Origin of the sequence: Leifsonia sp. 2TAF2, from assembly GCF_052115085.1 — a bacterium.
Taxonomy (GTDB): Bacteria; Actinomycetota; Actinomycetes; order Actinomycetales; family Microbacteriaceae; genus Leifsonia.
The window spans coordinates 915277-935647 of sequence record NZ_JBFRFY010000001.1 but is presented as its reverse complement, the minus strand read 5'-3'; the positions used below and the strand labels follow the sequence as shown (position 1 = coordinate 935647).

Annotated in this window: 20 protein-coding genes, 1 tRNA gene and 1 pseudogene; 5 read left to right on the top strand and 17 right to left on the bottom strand. The window is 70.1% G+C overall.

What is annotated here, in order from left to right; all coding sequences use genetic code 11:
* Positions 1-236: 236 nt before the first annotated feature.
* Together AB4Z18_RS04525 and AB4Z18_RS04520 are read right to left on the bottom strand one after the other, a co-directional pair.
* A tRNA-Thr gene (locus AB4Z18_RS04525) sits at positions 237-309 on the bottom strand.
* Between the two features lie 52 nt (positions 310-361).
* Entirely contained in the window at positions 362-1267 is a 906-nt protein-coding gene (locus tag AB4Z18_RS04520) for a DsbA family protein (protein WP_441781501.1), read from the bottom strand.
* A gap of 321 nt (positions 1268-1588) precedes the next feature.
* Between AB4Z18_RS04520 and AB4Z18_RS04515 the strand changes: the two genes are divergently transcribed.
* Together AB4Z18_RS04515 and AB4Z18_RS04510 are read left to right on the top strand one after the other, a co-directional pair.
* Positions 1589-2683: an ABC transporter ATP-binding protein gene (locus AB4Z18_RS04515; protein WP_441781500.1), complete on the top strand. Its 1095-nt coding sequence runs from the start codon at positions 1589-1591 to the stop codon at positions 2681-2683.
* 124 nt (positions 2684-2807) lie between these two features.
* The gene (locus AB4Z18_RS04510) at positions 2808-4109 is read left to right on the top strand and encodes a DUF4032 domain-containing protein (protein ID WP_441781499.1); all 1302 of its coding nucleotides are present in this window, start codon (positions 2808-2810) and stop codon (positions 4107-4109) included.
* Positions 4110-4155: 46 nt separating this feature from the next.
* Here the strand turns inward: AB4Z18_RS04510 and rlmB are convergent, their stop codons facing one another.
* The 4 genes from rlmB to AB4Z18_RS04490 all read right to left on the bottom strand — a co-directional run bounded on the left by rlmB (position 4156) and on the right by AB4Z18_RS04490 (position 8451).
* Positions 4156-5181 (bottom strand): 23S rRNA (guanosine(2251)-2'-O)-methyltransferase RlmB, encoded by a 1026-nt coding sequence (gene rlmB / locus AB4Z18_RS04505; RefSeq protein ID WP_441781498.1) that lies wholly within the window; start codon positions 5179-5181, stop codon positions 4156-4158.
* Complete coding sequence (cysS, locus tag AB4Z18_RS04500) at positions 5178-6611, bottom strand: cysteine--tRNA ligase (RefSeq protein ID WP_441781497.1); 1434 nt, start codon at positions 6609-6611, stop codon at positions 5178-5180. The genes rlmB and cysS overlap by 4 nt, the downstream gene beginning before the upstream one ends.
* Before the next feature lie 88 nt (positions 6612-6699).
* Positions 6700-7857, bottom strand: coding sequence for a 2-C-methyl-D-erythritol 4-phosphate cytidylyltransferase (gene ispD, locus AB4Z18_RS04495; protein WP_441781496.1), 1158 nt, complete (start codon positions 7855-7857; stop codon positions 6700-6702).
* Between the two features lie 111 nt (positions 7858-7968).
* Complete coding sequence (locus AB4Z18_RS04490) at positions 7969-8451, bottom strand: CarD family transcriptional regulator (protein WP_021763858.1); 483 nt, start codon at positions 8449-8451, stop codon at positions 7969-7971.
* A 154-nt stretch (positions 8452-8605) separates the two neighbouring features.
* Here AB4Z18_RS04490 and AB4Z18_RS04485 point away from each other — a divergent pair, with 154 nt between their 5' ends.
* A complete protein-coding gene (locus AB4Z18_RS04485; protein WP_441781495.1) occupies positions 8606-9097 on the top strand; it encodes a hypothetical protein in 492 nt (163 codons plus the stop codon).
* A 36-nt stretch (positions 9098-9133) separates the two neighbouring features.
* Here AB4Z18_RS04485 and AB4Z18_RS04480 read toward each other — a convergent pair whose 3' ends face one another.
* Both AB4Z18_RS04480 and AB4Z18_RS04475 read right to left on the bottom strand, forming a co-directional pair.
* The gene (locus AB4Z18_RS04480) at positions 9134-9814 is read right to left on the bottom strand and encodes a response regulator (RefSeq protein WP_441781494.1); all 681 of its coding nucleotides are present in this window, start codon (positions 9812-9814) and stop codon (positions 9134-9136) included.
* Complete coding sequence (locus AB4Z18_RS04475) at positions 9811-10962, bottom strand: sensor histidine kinase (protein WP_441781493.1); 1152 nt, start codon at positions 10960-10962, stop codon at positions 9811-9813. The genes AB4Z18_RS04480 and AB4Z18_RS04475 overlap by 4 nt, the downstream gene beginning before the upstream one ends.
* A gap of 193 nt (positions 10963-11155) precedes the next feature.
* On the opposite strand from AB4Z18_RS04475, the gene phoU reads away from it, so the two are divergent.
* The gene (gene phoU / locus AB4Z18_RS04470; protein WP_441781492.1) at positions 11156-11812 is read left to right on the top strand and encodes a phosphate signaling complex protein PhoU; all 657 of its coding nucleotides are present in this window, start codon (positions 11156-11158) and stop codon (positions 11810-11812) included.
* Positions 11813-11843: 31 nt separating this feature from the next.
* On the opposite strand, the gene AB4Z18_RS04465 is transcribed toward phoU, so the two are convergent.
* From AB4Z18_RS04465 to AB4Z18_RS04440, 6 genes and pseudogenes are all read right to left on the bottom strand, one after another.
* Entirely contained in the window at positions 11844-12353 is a 510-nt protein-coding gene (locus AB4Z18_RS04465) for a hypothetical protein (RefSeq protein WP_441781491.1), read from the bottom strand.
* Positions 12346-13110, bottom strand: a complete 765-nt coding sequence (locus AB4Z18_RS04460; protein ID WP_441781490.1) for a hypothetical protein — start codon at positions 13108-13110, stop codon at positions 12346-12348. The genes AB4Z18_RS04465 and AB4Z18_RS04460 overlap by 8 nt, the downstream gene beginning before the upstream one ends.
* Positions 13056-13628, bottom strand: coding sequence for a S26 family signal peptidase (locus tag AB4Z18_RS04455; protein WP_441781489.1), 573 nt, complete (start codon positions 13626-13628; stop codon positions 13056-13058). The genes AB4Z18_RS04460 and AB4Z18_RS04455 overlap by 55 nt, the downstream gene beginning before the upstream one ends.
* Positions 13601-14185 carry a SipW-dependent-type signal peptide-containing protein gene (locus AB4Z18_RS04450; RefSeq protein WP_441781488.1) on the bottom strand — a complete coding sequence of 195 codons (585 nt, stop codon included), beginning with the start codon at positions 14183-14185 and terminating at the stop codon, positions 13601-13603. The genes AB4Z18_RS04455 and AB4Z18_RS04450 overlap by 28 nt, the downstream gene beginning before the upstream one ends.
* A 178-nt stretch (positions 14186-14363) precedes the next feature.
* A pseudogene (locus tag AB4Z18_RS04445) lies at positions 14364-14750 on the bottom strand (2'-5' RNA ligase family protein); the annotation flags it as partial.
* A gap of 86 nt (positions 14751-14836) precedes the next feature.
* Positions 14837-15586: a phosphoglyceromutase gene (locus AB4Z18_RS04440; RefSeq protein WP_441781487.1), complete on the bottom strand. Its 750-nt coding sequence runs from the start codon at positions 15584-15586 to the stop codon at positions 14837-14839.
* A gap of 35 nt (positions 15587-15621) precedes the next feature.
* On the opposite strand from AB4Z18_RS04440, the gene AB4Z18_RS04435 reads away from it, so the two are divergent.
* Positions 15622-16443, top strand: a complete 822-nt coding sequence (locus AB4Z18_RS04435) for a class I SAM-dependent methyltransferase (protein ID WP_441781486.1) — start codon at positions 15622-15624, stop codon at positions 16441-16443.
* Between the two features lie 16 nt (positions 16444-16459).
* Here the strand turns inward: AB4Z18_RS04435 and AB4Z18_RS04430 are convergent, their stop codons facing one another.
* Genes AB4Z18_RS04430 through AB4Z18_RS04420 form a run of 3 tightly spaced genes read right to left on the bottom strand, consistent with a single transcriptional unit; the run spans position 16460 to position 20348 of the window.
* A complete protein-coding gene (locus AB4Z18_RS04430; RefSeq protein ID WP_441781485.1) occupies positions 16460-18517 on the bottom strand; it encodes an iron ABC transporter permease in 2058 nt (685 codons plus the stop codon).
* The gene (locus AB4Z18_RS04425; RefSeq protein WP_441781484.1) at positions 18514-19491 is read right to left on the bottom strand and encodes an ABC transporter substrate-binding protein; all 978 of its coding nucleotides are present in this window, start codon (positions 19489-19491) and stop codon (positions 18514-18516) included. The genes AB4Z18_RS04430 and AB4Z18_RS04425 overlap by 4 nt, the downstream gene beginning before the upstream one ends.
* Positions 19488-20348 (bottom strand): ABC transporter ATP-binding protein, encoded by an 861-nt coding sequence (locus tag AB4Z18_RS04420; RefSeq protein ID WP_441781483.1) that lies wholly within the window; start codon positions 20346-20348, stop codon positions 19488-19490. Before AB4Z18_RS04420 ends, AB4Z18_RS04425 begins: the two co-directional genes overlap by 4 nt.
* Positions 20349-20371: the final 23 nt, after the last annotated feature.

Below are 20371 nucleotides of genomic sequence, written 5' to 3'. Positions count from 1 at the left end.
CGCCCAGCGGGGCGACCCACAGGTGGATCACGCCGAGTGCCGACACGAGCAGGCAGGTCGCGCCGATGAGGGTGGCGACGAGCGCGGCGAACGTGTCGCGTTCCAGCCGGCGCCGTGGCGCGGGGGCACCGAGCACGTGGTGGGTGCGGGAGGACAGTGCCGCCCAGGTCTCGTCGCGGGAGTCATTGGTCACATCAACAAGAGACGCGCGAAGCGCGTTCACTATGACGCGAGGGAGCCGGCTGCGGGACTCGAACCCGCGACCGCTCGCTTACAAGGCGAGTGCTCTACCAACTGAGCTAAGCCGGCGGCGGCGGTCACCCGCCGCCTACATCCTAGGGCAGCGGGCGCGACCGCCCGGTTACGGGGTGGGCGTGGGCGTCGGGGTGGCGGTCGAGGTGTACTCGTCGCCCTGCGCCTGCAGCACGAACGCCTTGAAGTCGTCCGCGTCGGTGAGCGAACCCGTGTACGGCTTGCCGTTGACGAGCACGAGCAGGGCGTTCGTCATCTTCTTGACGTCGGAGTGCGGGATGGGCCCGCTCAGAGCGCGATCGCTGGCGGTCATCACCCAGGTCTTGAAGCGGCCGTCGTCGATGCAGGAGTCGATGTCGCCGGTCTTGGTGGCACCGGCCGCGGCGGCGCGCTTCTTCAGCCCGTCGTCGCTGAGGCCGGGTCCGCCTTCGGCAGGCTGCTTCTCGAACAGGGAGGCGTTGAACTTCCAGAACGCACTCGGCTCGTAGTTGGCCACGCAGGCCGCCGCGTTCGCTGCCCGCAGCGAATACTTCGTGCCGGCGGAGTGGCTCGTGTAGATGGCGACCGGGTGCATCTCGACCGTGACGGCACCGGCCTTCACCAGCGGCTCCAGCTGCTCGAGGTTGGTGCGCTGGAAGTCGCCGCACAGCTTGCACAGATAGTCGGCGTAGATGCGGATGTCCACAGTGCTGCCCGCGGGATCCGGCGTGCTCGCGACCGGCTTGGCGTCGGCCGCCAGGGCGGTCGTGGTCTTCACCTTCAGCCCGGAACCGACGACGACACCGTCGCTGGCCATGTTCTTCGGTCCGGGAACCGTCGGCCGGATCGCGCTCACGATGACGACGGCGACGATGGCCACCACCGCCAGGACGGCCAGCGCGATGCCGCCGGAGAGCAGCAGGCGGTTGCGTCGGTCCTTCTTCTGCTGCGTGGTGCGGAGCTGGCGTGCCTTCTCCCGCGCGGCTGCGCGGACGTCGCCGTTGCGGCTGTCGTCGGGATAGTTCTCTGGGCTCATATCTTCCGGATACTGCTCTCGGGGTCGAACGGGCCGCGCGGGGGACGCGGCGGGCAGGCGCACCCTTCGGCGCGTACAACCGGGACAGCGTAAACCGGCAGTCTGGGAATGAACCAGACGGTGGCTGGACGCGCGGGGCACAGCGGGACAGCACTCACTGAGTGACGGTTCGCGCACAACCGGGTGGGGGCCCGGTCGAAGCAGGTCCGTCGATGCCATATTATGGCCACGTGGCATCGACGCCATCGGACGTCGACCACGTTCATCCATTCACAACGGATCGTCCGGCACGTACCTGCCGGTGAAGGAGACAAGAAGAAAATGGCGACAGTCACCTACGACAAGGCGACCCGGCTCTACCCGGGATCCACCCGCCCCGCCGTGGACGCACTGGACCTGGAGATCGCAGACGGGGAATTCCTCGTTCTCGTCGGTCCCTCCGGTTGCGGCAAGTCCACCTCCCTCCGCATGCTCGCGGGCCTCGAAGAGGTCAACGACGGCAACATCTTCATCGGTGAGCGCAACGTCACCGATGTGCCGCCGAAGGACCGCGACATCGCGATGGTGTTCCAGAACTACGCGCTCTACCCGCACATGACCGTGGCGGAGAACATGGGCTTCGCGCTCAAGATCGCCGGCGTCGGCAAGGAGGAGCGTGCACAGCGCGTCCTCGAGGCCGCCAAGCTGCTCGACCTCGAGCCGTACCTCGGCCGCAAGCCGAAGGCCCTCTCCGGTGGTCAGCGTCAGCGTGTCGCCATGGGCCGCGCCATCGTGCGTTCGCCCCAGGTGTTCCTCATGGACGAGCCGCTGTCGAACCTCGACGCGAAGCTCCGCGTGCAGACCCGCACGCAGATCGCGTCGCTGACCCGCCGCCTCGGCGTCACCACGGTCTACGTCACCCACGACCAGACCGAGGCGCTGACCATGGGCGACCGCATCGCGGTGCTCAAGGACGGCGTCCTGCAGCAGGTCGGCACCCCGCGCGACCTGTACGCGCAGCCGAACAACGTGTTCGTCGCCGGCTTCATCGGCAGCCCGGCCATGAACCTGTTCTCGGCCGACGTCACCGATGGCGGCGTCAAGTTCGGCACCTCGGTCGTCCCGATCGAGCGCGAGATCACCGCGAACGCCGGCCCGTCCGTCACCATCGGCGTGCGCCCGGAGGACGTCGTGGTCTCGACCACCGAGGGCACCGGCCTGAAGGTGACCGTCGACCTGGTCGAGGAGCTCGGCGCCGACGGCTACCTGTACGGCCACTCCGAGATCGAGGGCAAGCGCACCGACATCGTCGGCCGCGTCGACGGCCGTATCCACCCGAACGCGGGCGACACCGTCTACATCACCCCGAAGCCGGGCCACGTCCACGCGTTCCACGCGGAGTCGGGCGAGCGCCTCGGTGGGGCGGTCGTCGACTAAGGTCTCGTCGACTACAGTCCTAGAGGCGAATCCTCACTCTGCCGCAGTCCGAATCTCCGGGCTGCGGCAGAGTGGCATTAACCGCACGCGCTTCGCCGCCCCTGCTACCGACCGGAGGAACACCGTGGCCGGATCCGTGAACATCACCGCAGCGACCGTCGACCCGGCGCTCCTCGACCTCCCCTGGAACATCCCGCTGGAGGACTGGTCGAACGAGCACATCGCCCTCCTGCCGAAGGGCATCAGCCGGCACCTCGTCCGCTTCGCCAACCTCTCCGGGTACGTCATCGCCATCAAGGAGACGACGGCGGAGATGGCTCAGCGCGAGTACGACATGCTGCGCACGCTCCAGCGCTACGACGTGCCCTGCGTCGACCCGGTCGCGGTGATCAAGAACCGCAGCGACGACGACGGCACCCCGCTGAACGCCGCTCTGGTCACCCGGCACCTCAAGTTCTCGCTCCCCTACCGCGCCCTGTTCTCGCAGACGCTCCGGCCCGACACCGCGACCCGGCTGGTGGATGCGCTGGCCGTGCTGCTGGTGCGCCTCCACATCGTCGGGTTCTTCTGGGGAGATGTCTCCCTGTCCAACACGCTGTTCCGTCGCGACGCGGGCGCGTTTGCCGCGTATCTGGTGGATGCGGAGACCGGGCAGCTGTACGAGGGCGGCCTCTCGAACGGTCAGCGCGAGAACGACCTGGAGATCGCCCGCGTGAATATCGCCGGCGAGCTGATGGACCTGGAGGCCGGCGGCCGTGCCGACGAGGAGCTCGACCCGATCCGCGTCTCCGACGGCATCGTGGCCGCGTACCGGTCGCTCTGGAAGGAGCTGACCGGGAGCGAGTCGTTCTCGTCGTCGGAGCGCTGGCGGATCAGCGAGCGGGTGGAGCGACTCAACGAGCTCGGCTTCGACATCGAGGAACTCGCGATCAAGACGTCGGAGGAGGGCACCAAGGTGCGCATCCAGCCGAAGGTCGTGGATGCGGGTCACCACCAGCGGCGTCTGCTGCGGCTGACGGGCCTCGATACCGGCGAGAACCAGGCGCGACGGCTGCTGAACGACCTCGACTCGTACGCGGCGACCCTCGGCAACCCGGGGCTGGACGAGGAGGCGATGGCCCACGAGTGGCTGTTGCGCGTCTTCGAGCCGGTCATCCGGTCGATCCCGTCCGACCTGAAGGGAAAGCTGGAGCCGGCGGAGGTCTTCCACCAACTTCTGGAGCACCGCTGGTTCATGTCGCAGAAGGAGGGGCGCGACGTGCCCCTCGCCGAGGCTCTCACCTCGTACATCAACGACATCCTCCGCCACCGCCGCGACGAGGCGACCGTGATCGCCCCGCCGACCGAGACGATCAGCATCCCCGTCCTCGGCGGCGCAAGCGCGACCGACGACGAGGACGAGGACGACTGGCGGTCGAAGGTCTGACGGCCGCGGCGGCGCCCGCGCCCGCTGCGGCGGCAGGCCGCTGTCGCTACCGCTTCGCGGCCGCGGCCTCCGCTCGCAGCTTCGAGATCTCGTAGAGCGTGACGCTCGCCGCGATCCCGGCGTTCAGCGACTCCGTCGTTGCGGTGATCGGGATGGACACGACGGCGTCGCACGTCTCGGTGACGAGACGCGACAGGCCCTTGCCCTCGCTGCCGACGACGATCACCACGGGGCGATCGGCGAACGACAGCCCGGGGAGGGTGGTGTCGCCTCCGCCGTCGAGCCCGAGGACGAAGACGCCGGCCTTCTTGAACTCCTTGAGCGTGGCGGTGAGGTTCGCCGCCATCGCGACGGGGGTCCGCGCGGCAGCGCCGGCCGACGTCTTCCAGGCCGCGGCCGTCATCCCGACGGAGCGGCGCTGCGGGATGATGACGCCCTGCCCGCCGAACGCCGCGGTGGAGCGGATGATCGCGCCCAGGTTCCGTGGGTCGGTGATGCCGTCGAGCGCGACGAACAGCGGCGTCTGACCCGTGCGGACCGTCCGGTCGAGCAGTTCTCCCGGGTGCGCGTACTCGTACGGCGGCACCTTCAGGGCGACGCCCTGGTGCACGGCGTCGCGGCCGGCGAGCCGGTCGAGCTCGGGCCGCATCACCTCGAGGATGGGGATGCCGCGACCGGTCGCGATGGAGAGGATCTCCTTCATCCGGTCGTCGAACTCGACGCGGGCTGCGACGTACAGCGTCGACGAGGGGATGTGGGCGCGCAGTGCCTCGAGCACCGAGTTGCGGCCGGTGACGATCTCGCTCTCATCGCCGCTCTTGGCGCGGCGCGAGGCTCCGGACGCGCCGCGCGGCGCCGTATCCCGTCCTCCCCCGCGCTGCGCAGCCTTGGCGGCCGCCCGCTCGCGCAGGGCCTTCGCCTTGCCCGCGGGATGGTAGTCGCGGTCCTCCGCCTTGGGCGTCGGCCCGCGGCCCTCCAGTGCCTTGCGTCCGTGCCCGCCGGTGCCGACCGTGGCGCCCTTCTTGCTCTTGCGCACCGCCCCGGCGCGGGGCTTTCCACCCGAGTTCTTCATGATCCGATGCTCCAATGCGACCCCGATGGGGTGTCTTCGATAGTGATTCCTGCCGCCGTCAGTTCCTCGCGGATGCGATCGGCTGCGGCGAAGTCGCGTGCGGCCCTGGCATCCTGCCGGTCGGCCAGCAGCCGGTCGATCAGCTCGCCCAGCGCCGATTCGGCGGCCGACGTGCCACCGCTCCGCCACTGCGGCGAGAGCGGGTTGATGCCCAGTACCTCCGTCATCGCGAGCGCGTGCCCACGAGCGGTGGCGGCCGCCTCCAAGTCTTCCGCATCCAGCGCAGCGTTGCCTGAACGTACGGTGTCGTGCAGCACGGCGAGCGCCTGCGGCACGGCCAGGTCGTCATCCATGGCCTCCGCGAACGCGTCGGGGACGACCTCCACGCCGTGGCCGGCGAACCGCGTGCCGGCGAGCCGACGCTCGACGCGCTCGAAGAATCCGGCGATGCGGTCGAGTGCTGCTTCGGCCTCGCTCAGTGAGCCGTCGTGGTAGTCAATGGTCGACCGGTAGTGCGCCGATCCGAGGTAGTACCGCACCACCAGCGGGCGAGCGGCACCGAGCAGGTCGGCCGCGTAAACCGAGTTGCCGAGCGACTTGCTCATCTTCTGACCGTTGACGTGCACGAGACCGTTGTGCACCCAGTAGTTCGCGAAGGGGTCGCCCGCTGCCGTCGACTGCGCGATCTCGTTCTCGTGATGCGGGAACCGCAGGTCGAGCCCGCCTCCGTGGATGTCGAACTGCGGGCCGAGGTAGCGGCGCGACATCGCGGAGCACTCGATGTGCCATCCGGGCCGGCCGTCTCCCCAGGGCGATGGGAAGGCGGCAGACTCGGGCTCGTCGTCCTTGCGGCCCTTCCAGAGCGCGAAGTCGCGGGGATCGCGCTTCGCCCGTGGGTCGGCGTCGGCGGCAGCCTCCATGTTGTCGATGCTCTGACGGGTCAGCTGGCCGTACGACGGCCAGCTCTTCACGTCGAAGTAGACATCGCCCGAGCCGTCTTCCGCCGCGTAGGCGTGACCGCGTTCGATCAGCCGGCCGATGAGCTCCTGCATCTGAGGGATGCTGGCGGTCGCGCGCGGCTCGTACGTCGGCGCCTGCACGCCGAGCGCCCGGTAGGCGTCGGTGAACTCGAGCTCGAACCGGTACGCCAGCGCCCACCACTGCTCGCTGCCGCCCTCGGCCAAGCCCGCGGCGGCGTTGACGAGGATCTTGTCGTCGATGTCGGTGACGTTGCGGACGAGGGTGACGTCGAACCCGCGGTAGCTGAACCACCGGCGCAGCTGGTCGTACACGAGCGCGGAACGGAGGTGACCGATGTGCGGCGACGACTGCACCGTGGGGCCGCAGACGTACATTCCGACTTCGCCGTCGCGAAGCGGGACGAAGTCGCGCAGCGCGCCCGCCTGGGTGTCGAAGAGTCGAAGAGTCACGGCATAAGCCTACGGGCCGCGCCCCTTCCCCCGCGTCGCCGTGTCGGACCGGTGGAGAAGTCCCCTCCGGGCGGCGCTGTGGACGAAATCAGCCCAGCAGCAACGCCGTCGCCTGAGCGGTGAGGCCTTCACCCCTCCCGGCGAAACCCAGGCCGTCGGTCGTGGTCGCGCCCACGGAGACCGGGGCCCCGAGGATCTCCGACAGGGTCTCCTCCGCTTCCCGCCGACGCGGCGAGAACTTCGGCCGGTTTCCGATCAGCTGGACGGCAACGTTGCCGATCCGGAACCCGGCCTCCTCCACCAGTCGTCGCGCCTCCGTCAGGAAGACCTCGCCGTGCGCCCCGGTGAAGCGCGGATCCCCCGTCCCGAAGACTCCCCCGATGTCGCCCAGGCCTGCGGCCGACAGCAGGGCATCCACGATCGCGTGAGCCACCACGTCGCCATCGCTGTGACCAGCGAGCCCCGGCTCCCCCGGCCAGTGCAGGCCGGCGAGCCACAGGTCGGCCGCCGGATCGAAGGCGTGCGTGTCGCTTCCGGCGCCGATGCGGGGAACCGCCGAGCCACGCAGCAGCTCCTCGGCCCGTCGGAGATCCCAGGGGGTGGTCACCTTGAACGCGTGCGCATCCCCGGGCACCACATCCACCCGGAAACCGGCGGCGGCGACGAGGCCCGCATCGTCTGTCTCGTCGCTCGTCGCGAGCGCGTAGGCGGTCAGCAGCTGTTCGCGGGGAAACCCCTGCGGCGTCTGCACGGCGGAGAGACTCGACCGGTCGACGGTCTCGTGCACCTCGCCGTCGTCGGTCACCCGCTTGACGGTGTCGCTCACCGGCAGCCCGGGGATGACGCCGTACCCGCGCTCGCGCACCGAATCCACGACCGCATCGAAAAGGGACGACGGCGCCAGGGCGCGCGCCGCGTCGTGCACCAGCACCACGTCGGTCGCAGGATCGACGACCACCAACCCCTCTGCCACGGAGGCCTGCCGCGTCGAGCCTCCCGCGACCACGGTGATCTCGCCACCCATCACGCGCGCTGCGATCGAGCGGGCCTCGTCGAGGTGATCCGCCGGCGCGACGACGATCGGCTCGGCCGCGTGCCTCATGCCGCGGACGGCATGAAGCGACCGCTCCAGCAGCGTCCGCCCCTGCAGGTCGACGAACGCCTTAGGAAGGTCGGCACCCAGGCGCGTCCCGGATCCGGCTGCGACGATGACGACCGCGACCCGCGGTCCGGTGAAGCTGTCCACGCGACGAGCGTACCGCCCGCCGCGCGCGCATCCGCCGCGCGCGACCGCACCCCCGCACGACGACGGCCCCGCTGCCGAAGCAGCGGGGCCGTGGATTCGTCGGGAGCGACCTTAGGAGGCCAGCACCTCGTCGAGCAGGCTCGAGGCCTTCTCGTCGTCGGTCTTCTCGGCCAGCGCCAGCTCGGAGATCAGGATCTGCCGGGCCTTGGCGAGCATGCGCTTCTCGCCGGCGGAGAGACCGCGGTCCTGATCGCGGCGCCACAGGTCACGAACGACCTCGGAGACCTTGATGACATCGCCGGAGGCGAGCTTCTCAAGGTTGGCCTTGTAGCGGCGGGACCAGTTGGTCGGCTCCTCGGTGAAGGGAGCTCGCAGCACCTCGAAAACGCGGTCGAGGCCCTCTTTGCCGATGACATCGCGCACACCGACCAGGTCGACATTCTCGGCGGGAACCTCGATGGTGAGGTCACCCTGAGTCACGTTGAGCTTGAGGTACAGCTTCTCTTCACCCTTGATGATTCTCTTCTTTACTTCGGTGATCGTTGCGGCACCGTGGTGCGGATAGACGACGGTCTCGCCAACCTCGAAAAGCATAGATTTGTTGTCCCTTCAGCAATGAATAGGATACCACACGAGGCACGTGCTAAGGTTCGCCCTCACGCCTCCGCGGGGCCAGGAGCCCCGTCCCGATGCGATAGAGTTGCAGGGAAAAATCGCACCTGGAGGGTCATCCGTGAAAGCTCGAGTCGTGACGTCCGTCGCCCTCGCCCTGGCCGTCGCATTCGGCACTGCCGGATGCGGTTTCATCGCCCCGCAGGCCACGACCAAGCACTACGACGCGAGCGACGGCGTGAGCGGAAGCGTCGGCTCGATCGACGTCCGGAACGCCATCATCGTCACGGATGCGAAGGACGGCACGGTCGGCAACCTCGTCGTCACCCTGGTGAACACGGGCTCCGAGAGCCGCCGCGTCGCGATCAGCGCCGGCGACCAGAGCTCAACCGCCGCGCACGTGACGGTGCAGCCGGGCCAGGTGAAGCAGCTCGGGCAGGACCCGGAGAACGGTGGAGCGAGCAACGTGCTCATCCCCGAATTCACCACGAAGCCGGGCGGCCTCTACTCCGTCTACTTCCAGTACGGCGACCAGACCGGCGTGAACCTCAAGGTCCCGGTGCTCGACGGCCAGCTGCCCGAGTACTCGAGCCTCGTGCCGCCGACCATCCTTCCGGCCGCCCAGTAAGCCGAGGCGCAACGGCGCGACCCGGCCGGCACCGCCTCACGCGTTGAAGCGGTACCCGAGTCCCCGTACCGTCACGAGCATGCGGGGCTCCGACGGGCTCTCCTCGATGCGCGAGCGGATGCGCTTGATGTGCACATCCAGCGTCTTGGTGTCACCGAAGTAGTCGCTCCCCCACACCCGGTCGATCAGCTGACCGCGGGTGAGCACTCGTCCGGCGTTGCGCAGGAGCAGCTCCAGCAGCTCGAATTCCTTGAGCGGCATGGAGATCTCCTGGCCGCTCACCGCGACGGTGTGACGGTCCACATCCATCCGCACGGTTCCCGCCTCGAGCACGCCGTCCTCCTGCTCGTCCTCCTCGACGCGGCGGCGGAGAACCGCGCGGATACGTGCCAGCAGTTCGCGCGAGGAATACGGCTTGGTCACGTAGTCGTCCGCCCCGAGCTCCAGCCCGACGACGATGTCCACCTCGGAGTCCTTCGCCGTCAGCATGATGATCGGCACGTTGGAGCGGGTCCGGATCTCGCGGCAGACCTCGGTGCCCGGGATTCCAGGAAGCATGAGGTCGAGCAGGATGAGGTCGGCGCCGACCCGGTCGAAGGCGGCGAGGGCCGACGGGCCGTCCTCCGCCACCTCCACCTCGTAGCCCTCCCGCTTCAGCAGGTACGCGAGCGGCTCGCTGAGCGCGGCCTCATCCTCGACGAGCAGGATGGTTGTCACGGAGTGTCTCCTATCGGGGGTCGTACGGTGGAGGCTTCAGGCAGCCGGATGGTGAACGTCGAGCCGCGGCCGGGCTGGGACCAGACGCGGACCTCGCCCCCGTGGTTCTGTACGGCGTGCTTGACGATCGCGAGCCCCAGCCCCGTCCCGCCGGTGTTACGCGAGCGCGCCTGGTCGACACGGAAGAAGCGCTCGAACACGCGGTCGAGGTCGTCTTCGGGGATGCCTTCGCCCTGGTCCGTCACGGCGATCTCGACCACGCCTCCCGAGGTCCGGACGCCGATGCCGATGCGGGAGTCGTCCGGCGAGTACTGGATGGCGTTCGAGATGAGGTTGTGCACGGCCGTCACGAGCAGACTCTCGTTGCCGAGCACGAACGCCTGCTTCTCGCCCCGCATGGCGAGTTCGATGTTGCGCCTCTCGGCGGCCACCCTGTTCTGGTCGATGGCCGCTTTGACGACCTTGCTTGCCGACAACTCGGACGCGTCGCCGAGCGCATCCGTCGCCTGCAACCGGCTCAGTTCGATGATGTCCTGCGTGATCCGGGCCAGACGCTGGGCCTCCTCGGAGAGCCGCAGGGCGAAACGGCGCACCTGGTCGGGGTCGTCGGACGCGTCGTCGAGCGCTTCGGCGAGAAGGCCCACGGCTCCGATCGGCGTCTTGAGTTCGTGGCTGATGTTGGCGACGAAGTCGCGGCGCACGGCCTCCAGCCGGAACGACTCCGTCCGGTCCTCCGCGAGCAACAGGATGTACCGCGACCCCAGCCGCGCCACCCGGACGCTGAGGTGGATGTTGGCGTCGCCGAACGGCCCACGGGAGAGCTCGCACTCCTCGGTGAGGGACTCGCCGGTCCGGCGGACGCGATTCACCAGGTCGATGAGATGAGCGTGGACCAGGGCGCCGTTCCAGACCAGCCCCACCGAGTGAGCACCCGGGGAGGCCTTGATCACGTTGTTGGACGGGTCGAGCACCACGCCGGCGGACTCGAGCGCGTCCAGCACCTGGTCGACGCCGTCCGGCACCGCAGGGCTGACCACCTGGCGCGCGTGGTCGCCCCGTCGCGCTGCGATGTGCAGGATCCACACGAAACCGGCGCCGACGGCGAGCCCCAGGCCCAGCGACAGCAGCACCAACCAGGTGGAGTCCATGGCCCCAAGCGTAGGTGATGGCGATGTACGCCCAGCGACGCGTCCCTCCCCTCGCCGCGTGTTTTCGCGGGTACGTTAGACACTGTTCAGCCCCGCGGCACCGTTTGTTAACCTGCCGCGGCGAACATGCAATACGGGGCCAGAAGGCCCCGACATCCCGCGTGCCCTCGCACGCCAGGAAGGACCACACCCCATGCGCGAAGTCTTCCAGCAGGAGCTGGCGGAGGTTCAGGACCGCCTCGTCGAGATTGCCGAGCTGGTCGTCCACTCCATCAAGAATGCGACGCTGGCGTTCAACGAGTCGGACGTGAGCCTCGCCGAGGACGTCATCGTCAACGACCACCGCATCGACGAGCTCACCGTCCTCCTGGACGAGCTGTCCATCCAGATCCTTGCCCGCCAGCAGCCGGTCGCCCGCGACCTGCGCATCGTCGTTAGTGCGCTCCGCATCAGCGCGTCGCTGGAGCGCATGGGCGACATGGCCGAGCACATCGCGCAGCTGGCGCGCTACCGCTTCCCGGACAAGGTGGTCCCGAAGAGCCTGCGCTCGACGTTCGCGGAGATGGGCCGCCTCGACGTTCAGATCGCGGAGAAGCTGACGGAGCTGCTGCGCACGCAGGACATCCGTCTCGCCGACGAGATCCGTAACGACGACGACGACATCGACGAGTTGCACATCAGCGTCTTCGACAAGGTGCTCGGCGAGACGTGGAAGGGCCAGGCGGTCGACACGGTGGATGCGACCCTCGCCTCCCGCTACCACGAGCGTTTCGCCGACCACGCGGTGTCGATCGCGAAGAAGGTGCAGTACCTCGCGACGGGCGACTGGGCTCCCGAGCTCGCCTCCTGACGCCCTTCGTTCGGAACGCCTGCCGTCGAGGTCAGGTGGCGACGGCCGTGCAGCCCGTGACGATTCCGGCGAGCGTCAGGGTGAACGAGTAGACGACGGCTCGCGACATCCACCCCGTCGCCGGGTCACGGACGACGACGTGGATCGCGATGGTCCCCCCGAAGAACGTGCTGCCGAGGCCTTCCAGGAGGGTGTCCGGGATGGTGGTCGTGTACACGCCTCCGGCGAGCGAGGAGGACTGTCCGGTGACAGTCTGACTCTCCCCGTCCTTGTGGGCGCTGAAGGTCACGTTCGCCAGGGAGTAGCCGCTCGGGAGCGCCCATTGCATGCTCAGAGTCTGGTTGGTGAGCACGTTGGTCCAGGAGCAGTGGGGAGCGGCACCAGCGATGGTCACCGGCGGGATGGTCTTGGCCGTGAACCTGGCCGTCACGATCTCTCGATCCGGCCAGGACGCTTCGGCCGGGGCCCCTACACTGCCGACGGCGAGCACGCACGCCGCCACCACCGCAGCGAGCACGGCACGCCTCCGCACCTCACGCATGGTCACCCCCGAGGGCGGCGGTCGAGCGTTCCGATCGTCGACGCCGTGAGGCACATCCGGCCAGCATGAGGCCTGCGACGACGGCCGCTGCCGCCAGTGCGCCGTATACGCCGAGCCTGGCCCCGGTATCCGCGAGAGCCGATCCCGCCTGATCCGGACCGCCGTCGGGTCCCGAGGCATCCACTCGCAGCACAGCGACTGCGAGCAGGCCCGCCGTGTCGTTCGTGGACTGTGGCGTGTAGGTGACGCGGACCTGCAGGTAGCTCGTCGTCGAGGAGGGACGCACCCCCGCCTGCAGGTTCTCGCGCACCCCGGGCAGCCGGTCGACCCGGGTGAGGGGCAGCACAGCGCGGGAGCCGACCCGGCACCGGTCGCCTGCCCAGGGCGCGGTGCAACTGAGGACCTCTGCCGAGAGCGCTCCGGATGCGGCCAGCTCGCCGGTGGCGGAGAGCTGGCCCTGGAGGCTGTCCACGGCTTCCCTCACGGTGCGGACCTCGACCGGCCAGACCACGGTCTCGCCCGGCACGAGCAGATGCACCGTCCCGGACGGTTCGCTGGTCACGACCAGCGCCGGGACGGACGACGGGCCGGGTTCGACGGCTGCCGCGGCGGGCGCTGCGCCGAGGAAGCCTGCCCCGAGAAGACCTGCCGTGATCCCGCCCAGCGCCAGCGCAGCGGCCACGAGCGCGAGCAGCCGCCCCCTCATGTCGGCCCCGACGCCGGGGGACGCCGCCGACCGGCCGGCCAGAACGTCCACGCCACCAGCCCCGCCACCGCGACGGTCAGCGCGCCGATGACAGCCGGATGACCGAGCCAGCTCACGACGTACGCGAGGCCGGGCGCCGACCACAGCACCGTGCGCACTGTGCCGACGTCGTATGGCTCTGCGTCCACAGTGGGATTCGCGTCGCCCTTGAGCACGAGACGTGCCCATCCGGACGGCGACCCCGCCGGCACGCTGGTCGACACCACCCGGTGGGTCACCGGCAGCGCGCCGGGGCGATCGACGGTCACCACCTCCCCCACCCGGGCGTCCGCTGTCGGGATCCGGTGCACCAGCGCCAGAGACCCGGCCGGGATGGTCGGCGACATCGAGCCCGTACGGAACATGACGAGACTCAGCTGGAACCCCACCGCAGCCACCACGCACGCGAGACAGAGCACCCCGCCCGCCGCCGCGACGGTGAGCAGCCCCGTCCGAACCACCTCGGCCGGCCGGCGCTTGGTGATCGGGACGGCCTCCGCGGTCAGTTGGACGCTGCCTGGAACTGCCACGTCGCGGTCCCCGTCTGAGATTGCGTCAGCCCCGCTCCCGCGCGGACCACGAAGCACAGCGGCACGGCGGTCCCTGGGTTCGTCGTCGGCGTCCCGGCCGCAAGCGCGAAGGTCACCGTTCCCGGCACCGAGCCCACCGCGGTGTTCGTGGGAACCAGGGTCGTGCCCGTCGTCGCAGCCGAGCATCCGAACGTGCTCGGCTGGATCAGCGAGTAGGTGAGGTTCGCCACCGTGCCCGAGGTCGACGGAGCCGTGACCGTCACCGTGGCGGGGCTGCTGGTGTTGGCGGCGAGCCGCACCGCGTACGGCGCATACACGACGTCTCCCGGCGAGAGGTTTGCCGCATTCACGCTGAACCCGAGCGCTGCGCCCGGTGCGGAGGCGTGGTCGGAGTACGCGGCCCCGTCGGTGGAGCCCTGCATGTTGAAGCTCCCCGCCTGGAACGTCCCGGTGACGAACTCGGAATCGTTCCATGCGGCCAGCGTCACGGTCGCGCCGACCCCCAGCACCAGTCCGGCGGCCAGGATCGCGCGCACCCTCCCGGACCGTGCAACCACCGTGTCATCCGTCTGTCGAACTGCCTTCTGCGTCATTGCATCCCCATCTCATCGAGCCGGCCTCGCAGGCCGGCGCTCAGGCAGGTCGTTCTCCCGCCTCACTGAGGTAGACGAGTGGTTCTGCATTCTGTGACGCGATGTTTTCAAAACGGGCAATATTGGCCCACGCGGGATGTGCTCAGGGAGTGAGCGGGATGCGCGCGGCGACCAGGCGCGTGGATCGCGGCGCCCGCGCGACGACGGACACCTCGGCGAGGAGCGCATGCTCGCCCGGGTGCAGCCGGCCCTCACGCTGGTCGGTGACGTGCGGGCGATACCCGTCGCGGAGGTGTCGCTGGTCACGGATGCTCGCACCCGCCGCCTCCAGCGCATCCACCATCGCGGTGTGCAGCGACTGCAGGGCGGCGGACTCGCGCAGCACGGTGACCGGGACGGTCGCGTGCGCGCCGAACCGGTCCCGGCCGGAGGCGACCACCGGGATAGGCGCGACCTGCGGCACGAGCTCGGCCACAGCTGCAGCGTCGAGCTCCGTCTCGAACGGGGGCACCAGGGTGACGTGCAGCGGCCAGTCCCCGGCCGGGAACTGCTCCGGAGACGCGTCGTCGCCGCGTCCCCGGAGGAACGCGACGACGACGAAGGTGCTGGTCGTGGCTACTTCTTGCCCTGCGCGGCGACCGCGGCCGCACCGGCCGCTGCGGCCTCCGGGTCGAGGTAGTACGACGGCTCGAGCGGCGTGAAGTCCTCACCGAGCTTGTAGACCAGCGGGATGCCGGTCGGGATGTTGAGCCCGGCGATGTCCTCGTCCGAGATGCCGTCGAGGTGCTTCACCAGCGCACGCAGCGAGTTGCCGTGCGCCGTCACGAGCACCGTCTTGCTCTCGGCGAGGTCGCGCGTGATGTCCGACTCCCAGTAGGGCAGCATCCGGGCGATGACGTCCTTCAGGCACTCGGTGCGCGGGAGCTGGTCGCCGAGTCCGGCGTACCGGGGGTCGCCGACCTGCGAGTAGCGGCTGTCGTCGGCGAGCGGCGGCGGCGGCACGTCGAACGAGCGGCGCCACAGCTGAAACTGCTCGGGACCGTACTGCTCGAGCGTCTCGGCCTTGTCGAGGCCCTGCAGCGCACCGTAGTGGCGTTCGTTGAGGCGCCAGGAGCGCTGCACGGGGATCCACAGCCGGTCGGATACATCGAGCGCGTAGTTCGCCGTCTGGATGGCGCGGGTCAGAACCGACGTGTGCAGCACGTCCGGCGCGAGGCCCGAGTCGCGCAGGAGTTCGCCCGCGCGCTTGGCCTCGGCCACGCCGGTCTCGCTGAGTCGCACGTCGACCCAGCCGGTGAACAGGTTCTTCTCATTCCACTCGCTGCTGCCGTGGCGCAGGAGGATCAGGGTGTAGGGAGCGGCCATGCCCCCAATCTATCGGACGCTGCCAGGATGGATGCATGGCTTCCGGCGCCGTCGGCACGGTCACCCGTGGCACGACCAACACCAACCGGCTGCGTCGTGTGGATCGGTGGATCGCGGCGCAGCCGGAGCTCCGCCGCGCCTCCGACCCGGTCGCGGTCGACCTGGGCTACGGCGCCAGCGGGGTCACCGCCCTGGAGCTTCACCAGCGGCTGTCGAAGGTGCGCCCGGACGTCGAGGTGGTCGGGCTGGAGATCGACCCGGGCAGGGTCCGGACGGCCACCGAGCAGCTGGAGGCGGTGCACGCGGGCCGGACGGGCTTCGCCCGGGACGCGCACATCCGGTTCGCCCTCGGCGGCTTCGAGGTGCCCCTGAATGGCGGCCGGAAAGCGGCCGTGATCCGCGCTTTCAACGTGCTCCGGCAGTACCGGGAGGACGATGTGCCGGCGGCCTGGGACCGGATGCGGGCACGCCTGCAGCCGCAGGGCCTGCTGGTCGAGGGCACCTGCGACGAGATCGGCCGGATCTCCAGCTGGGTGGCCCTCGGCGCCGAGGGTCCGCGATCCCTCACGGTGTCCCTTCGGTTGCGGGAACTCGAGGCGCCGTCGATCGTGGCCGAGCGGCTGCCGAAGGCGCTCATCCACCGCAATGTCCCCGGCGAGCGCGTGCACGCGTTCCTGTCCGACCTCGATCGGCTGTGGCGCATCCACTCGCCGCTCGCCGCCTACGGACCGAGCCAGCGCTGGATCGCGGCCGTGCAGGGGATGCGCGACTCCGGCTGGCCGGTGAGCGGCGGCCGCTCCCGCTGGCGGCTGGGCGAGCTCACGGTCGCGTGGGACGCCGTGGCGCCGCGAGCGTGAGAAGGGCGGGCGCGCGTCACGCGTCCGCCCGTGACCGCCACAGCAACCAGAGGAAGTAGGGCGCACCGACAACCGCGGTGACGAGCCCGACCGGGATCTGCGCGGGCGCGATCAGCGTCCGGCCCACGGTGTCGGCGACGCTGACGAGGATCGCCCCGAGCAGCGCGGCCACGGGGAGCACGCGCGCGTGCCGCTGTCCGACGAGTGACCGGGCGGCGTGCGGGGCGACGAGCCCGACGAATCCGATGACGCCGACCGCCGCCACCGCCGCGCCGGCCAGGGCGACCGCGATGGCCAGCAGGCCGAACCGCGCTCGGCCGAGATGCACGCCGAGCACCCGTGGAGTGTCCGGGTCGAGGCGCACCAGGTCGAGTTCCCGAGTGGATGCGGCCAGCAACGGCACCGCCACCAGTAGGACGACCAGCACCGGCAGCACCTGCGGGAACGTCCGCCCATAGGTCGAGCCGGAGAGCCACACCAGCGCTTTCGCCGCGTTGTACGGATCGGTCAGCACGATGAGCAGGCTGGTCAGGGCCGTCGCACCGGAGGAGACGCCGATCCCGATCAGGATGAGACGGTTCTGCTCCAGGCCACGTCGCGCGGCGAGGCCGAACACGAGCAGGGCGGCCGCCGCCGCTCCCGCGAGCGCCGCGCCTCCCACCAGCCAGAAGCTCGCCAGCGGGATGGCCGTGATGACCGCGATCGCGCCCACTCCCGCTCCCCCGACGACGCCCAGGATGCCCGGCTCGGCGAGCGGATTGCGCGAGACGGCCTGAACGATCGAGCCGGACAGCGCCAGAGCGGCGCCGGCGAGAAGTGCGGCGCTGACGCGCGGGATGCGAGTGTCGAGCACGAACGTGACGACCCGCCCGGCGTGCCCCGTGATCCCGTTCCACACGTCGCCCAGGAGGAGGCGCGCATCCCCGAGCAGCACCGCGGCGACCACCGCTGCGATCAGGGCTGCACAGCACACCACGAGGGTGAGCAGGAACGCCCGTCGGCTGCGGAGCTTCACGAAGGCCCCGGACATCGTCTCCGACGAGGTGTCGCGCGACCGGTACGCCAGGTACACGAGCACCCCGGCGCCGAAGACGGTCGTGACGATGCCGGTCGGGACGGCGACGGCCGTCTGCGCCCCGAACACCGCTCGCAGGAGAATGTCGGCGATGAGCACGACCAGCACCCCCGCGACCGCTGAGGCGGGCAGGAATGCGCGGTGGCGGGCGAGCCCGGGGATGCGCGGTGCAAGCAGACGCACGATCGCCGGCGCGCACAGACCGACGAACGCGATCGGACCGGCGATCGTCACCGCGACCGCCGAGAGCAGCACCGCGAGCACGACCACGACAGTGCGGGTCGTCCGGGGGTCGACGCCCACGGAGACCGCGCCGTCGTCGCCGAGGGCGAGGATGTCGAGGCGCCGGCCGAACACCAGGAGGCCTACGAAGGCGACGACCGCGAGCGGCAGCAACGGGGCGACCCCGTCCATCCCGGACTGCCCGAGTGAGCCGTTGCCCCACGCGAACAGGCCCGTCGTCTCCTGCGAGTACAGGAGGAGCAGCATCCCGCTGACGCCGCTGAGCGCGAGGGCCAGAGCGGAGCCGGCCAGCACGAGCCGCACCGGGCCTGCCCCTGCGCGCGAGAGCCCGAGCACGACGACGGCCGCCAGCAGGCCGCCGACGAACGCGGTCGCTTCGGCTGGGAGGGCCGGAAGAGCCACACCGAAGGCCGCCACGGCGACAACCGCCAGGTAGGCACCGGCGTTGACCGCGAGGGTGTCCGGCGAGGCCAGCGGATTACGCGACACGGACTGCAGGGCCGCGCCCGCTGCTCCCAGCGACGCGCCGACGACGAGACCCGCAGCAAGCCGGGGCAGCCGGGATGCCGCGAGCACCGCATCCGCTTGACCCGCTCCCGTGCCAGTCATGGCCCGCCAGAGGGCATCGGTTCCGACGGCGGCCGTGCCCTGCGAGAGATGGACCAGCGCGAGCGCGAGCACCGCGACGACGGCGGCGCCCGCGAGCAGGGCGAGCCGCCCACCGCGGAGACGGCGGGCGGCGACCGCCTGGCTCACGCCGTCAGAGCGTCGACCAGCGCCGCGACGTACTGCGTCATCGAGGCGGGACCGCCGAACATCCAGATGCCGTCCGGGAGGCGGTGCACGTCACCCGCCTGGACGAAGGGGAGGGAGGTCCAGACGGCGTTGTCCTTCAGCGCATCCTGGAACGGGTCGGTGCCGTCGCTCTCGTTCGCGATGTAGGCGAACTGCACGTCGCCCAGCGCCGTGAGACCCTCTACGTCGGTCGCCGCCAGCCCATAGGCCTCGTCGCCCTTCAGCTTCCAGGGGTCGACGAGTCCGAGTTCGGTGTTGACGTCGGAGATCAAGGACCCGGCGGCGTACGGGCGCACCGACACGGTGTTGCCCTGCACCCAGCCGTCGGCGAAGGCGACCTCGGCGCCCGCGAGCCCCGCGTCGGCCAGCCTCTTCTTACCCTCGGCCAGCGCCTTCTCGAAGGAGGCCAGTTCGGTCTTCGCGCGAGCCTCGGTGCCGGTCGCCTTCGCGATCAGGTTCACGTTGTCGGAGAGCTGATCCAGCTGCCGCGAGGCGTCGGCCGAGCGGACAACCAGCACGGGCGCGATGCGCTCGAGCTGCTCGATGGCCGAGTCGGACAGGTCGGTCGTTCCAACGACCAGGTCGGGCTTCAGGGCGGCAACTGTGTCGACGCTCGGCTCGCCGCGCGTCCCGATGTCCGTGACGCCCTCCGGCAGCTTCTCGGCGGTGTCCCATGCGGAGTAGCCCTTCACATCCGCTGCGCCCGCCGGAGTAACTCCGAGGGTCAGCAGCATCTCGGTGACGCCCCACTCGGTGGCGACGACCCTCTTCGCTGGGCCGTCGAGCGTGACCTTCTCGCCGCGGGAGTCGGTGACCGTCAGGGACGAAGCGCCGGCGGTCTCCCCGCTCGCGGGTTCGGTCGTGCCGCAGCCGGTGAGGGCGAGCGCGGCCGCGGCCACGAGGGCCGCCGCGGGGAGGAGTCGTCGGCTGTTCATCGGATCCTTTCGGTTCGGAGGTGGTGGGAGCCGACGGCCCGCGTGCGCGGGACGCCGGAGATCGGGTCGGGCTCGACCTCGATACGAATGCCGTAGACGTCGGTGAGGAGTTCGGGGTCGTACACCTCAGCTGCCGTGCCTGCGGCGACGACGCGGCCGGAACGCAGCAGCACGACGCGGTCCGAGACGGCGGCGGCCTGATCGAGGTCGTGCAGGACGAGCCCCACCGTCACGCCGTGGACGTCGGCCAACTCGCGCACCAGATCGAGGATCTCCACCTGGTAGCGCAGGTCGAGGTAGGTCGTCGGCTCGTCGAGAAGCAGGATGTCCGTCTCCTGCGCCAGGCCGCAGGCCAGCCACACGCGCTGCAACTGCCCGCCGGAGAGCGATTCCACGCCGCGATCCGCGAGCTCGGCCACACCCGTGAGCGTGAGCGCGCGCTCGATGGCGGCGAGGTCCGCCGCGTCCGGCGAACGGAAGCGGCGGCGGTAGGGGTGACGGCCGAAGCCGACGACTTCCCGGACGCTGAGGCCCGCCGGCGTCGGTCGGCTCTGCGCAAGGAGGGTGACGCGGCGGGCGAACTCGGCGCGGGAGAGCGCGAGCGCGTCCAGCATCCCGGTGCCGTCGCCGTCGCCGCTGCCGTTGCCGTGGCCGTTCTCCGCGATCAGCACCGACCCGCTCCGCGGCTGCTTCAACCGCGCGACGGCTCGGAGAAGAGTGGACTTGCCGCTCCCGTTCGGCCCGATGAGTGCCGTGACGCGGCCTCTCGGAAGGAGGAGGTCGGCGCCGTGGACGACGTCGGTTCCGTCATAGGCGATCGTCACGTCGGAGGCGGAGAGGCCGGCGGTCGCAGTCACGGAAGTTAGGTTAGCTTAACCTA

What these genes read in the sequence shown, in the direction of transcription:
- phoU (WP_441781492.1), top strand. Translation starts at nt 11,156, where the DNA reads ATGCGCGAAGTCTTCCAGCAGGAGCTGGCGGAGGTTCAGGACCGCCTC.
- AB4Z18_RS04475 (WP_441781493.1), bottom strand. Translation starts at nt 10,962, where the DNA reads ATGGACTCCACCTGGTTGGTGCTGCTGTCGCTGGGCCTGGGGCTCGCC.
- AB4Z18_RS04435 (WP_441781486.1), top strand. Translation starts at nt 15,622, where the DNA reads ATGGCTTCCGGCGCCGTCGGCACGGTCACCCGTGGCACGACCAACACC.
- AB4Z18_RS04490 (WP_021763858.1), bottom strand. Translation starts at nt 8,451, where the DNA reads ATGCTTTTCGAGGTTGGCGAGACCGTCGTCTATCCGCACCACGGTGCC.
- AB4Z18_RS04520 (WP_441781501.1), bottom strand. Translation starts at nt 1,267, where the DNA reads ATGAGCCCAGAGAACTATCCCGACGACAGCCGCAACGGCGACGTCCGC.
- AB4Z18_RS04465 (WP_441781491.1), bottom strand. Translation starts at nt 12,353, where the DNA reads ATGCGTGAGGTGCGGAGGCGTGCCGTGCTCGCTGCGGTGGTGGCGGCG.
- AB4Z18_RS04440 (WP_441781487.1), bottom strand. Translation starts at nt 15,586, where the DNA reads ATGGCCGCTCCCTACACCCTGATCCTCCTGCGCCACGGCAGCAGCGAG.
- AB4Z18_RS04515 (WP_441781500.1), top strand. Translation starts at nt 1,589, where the DNA reads ATGGCGACAGTCACCTACGACAAGGCGACCCGGCTCTACCCGGGATCC.
- rlmB (WP_441781498.1), bottom strand. Translation starts at nt 5,181, where the DNA reads ATGAAGAACTCGGGTGGAAAGCCCCGCGCCGGGGCGGTGCGCAAGAGC.
- AB4Z18_RS04425 (WP_441781484.1), bottom strand. Translation starts at nt 19,491, where the DNA reads ATGAACAGCCGACGACTCCTCCCCGCGGCGGCCCTCGTGGCCGCGGCC.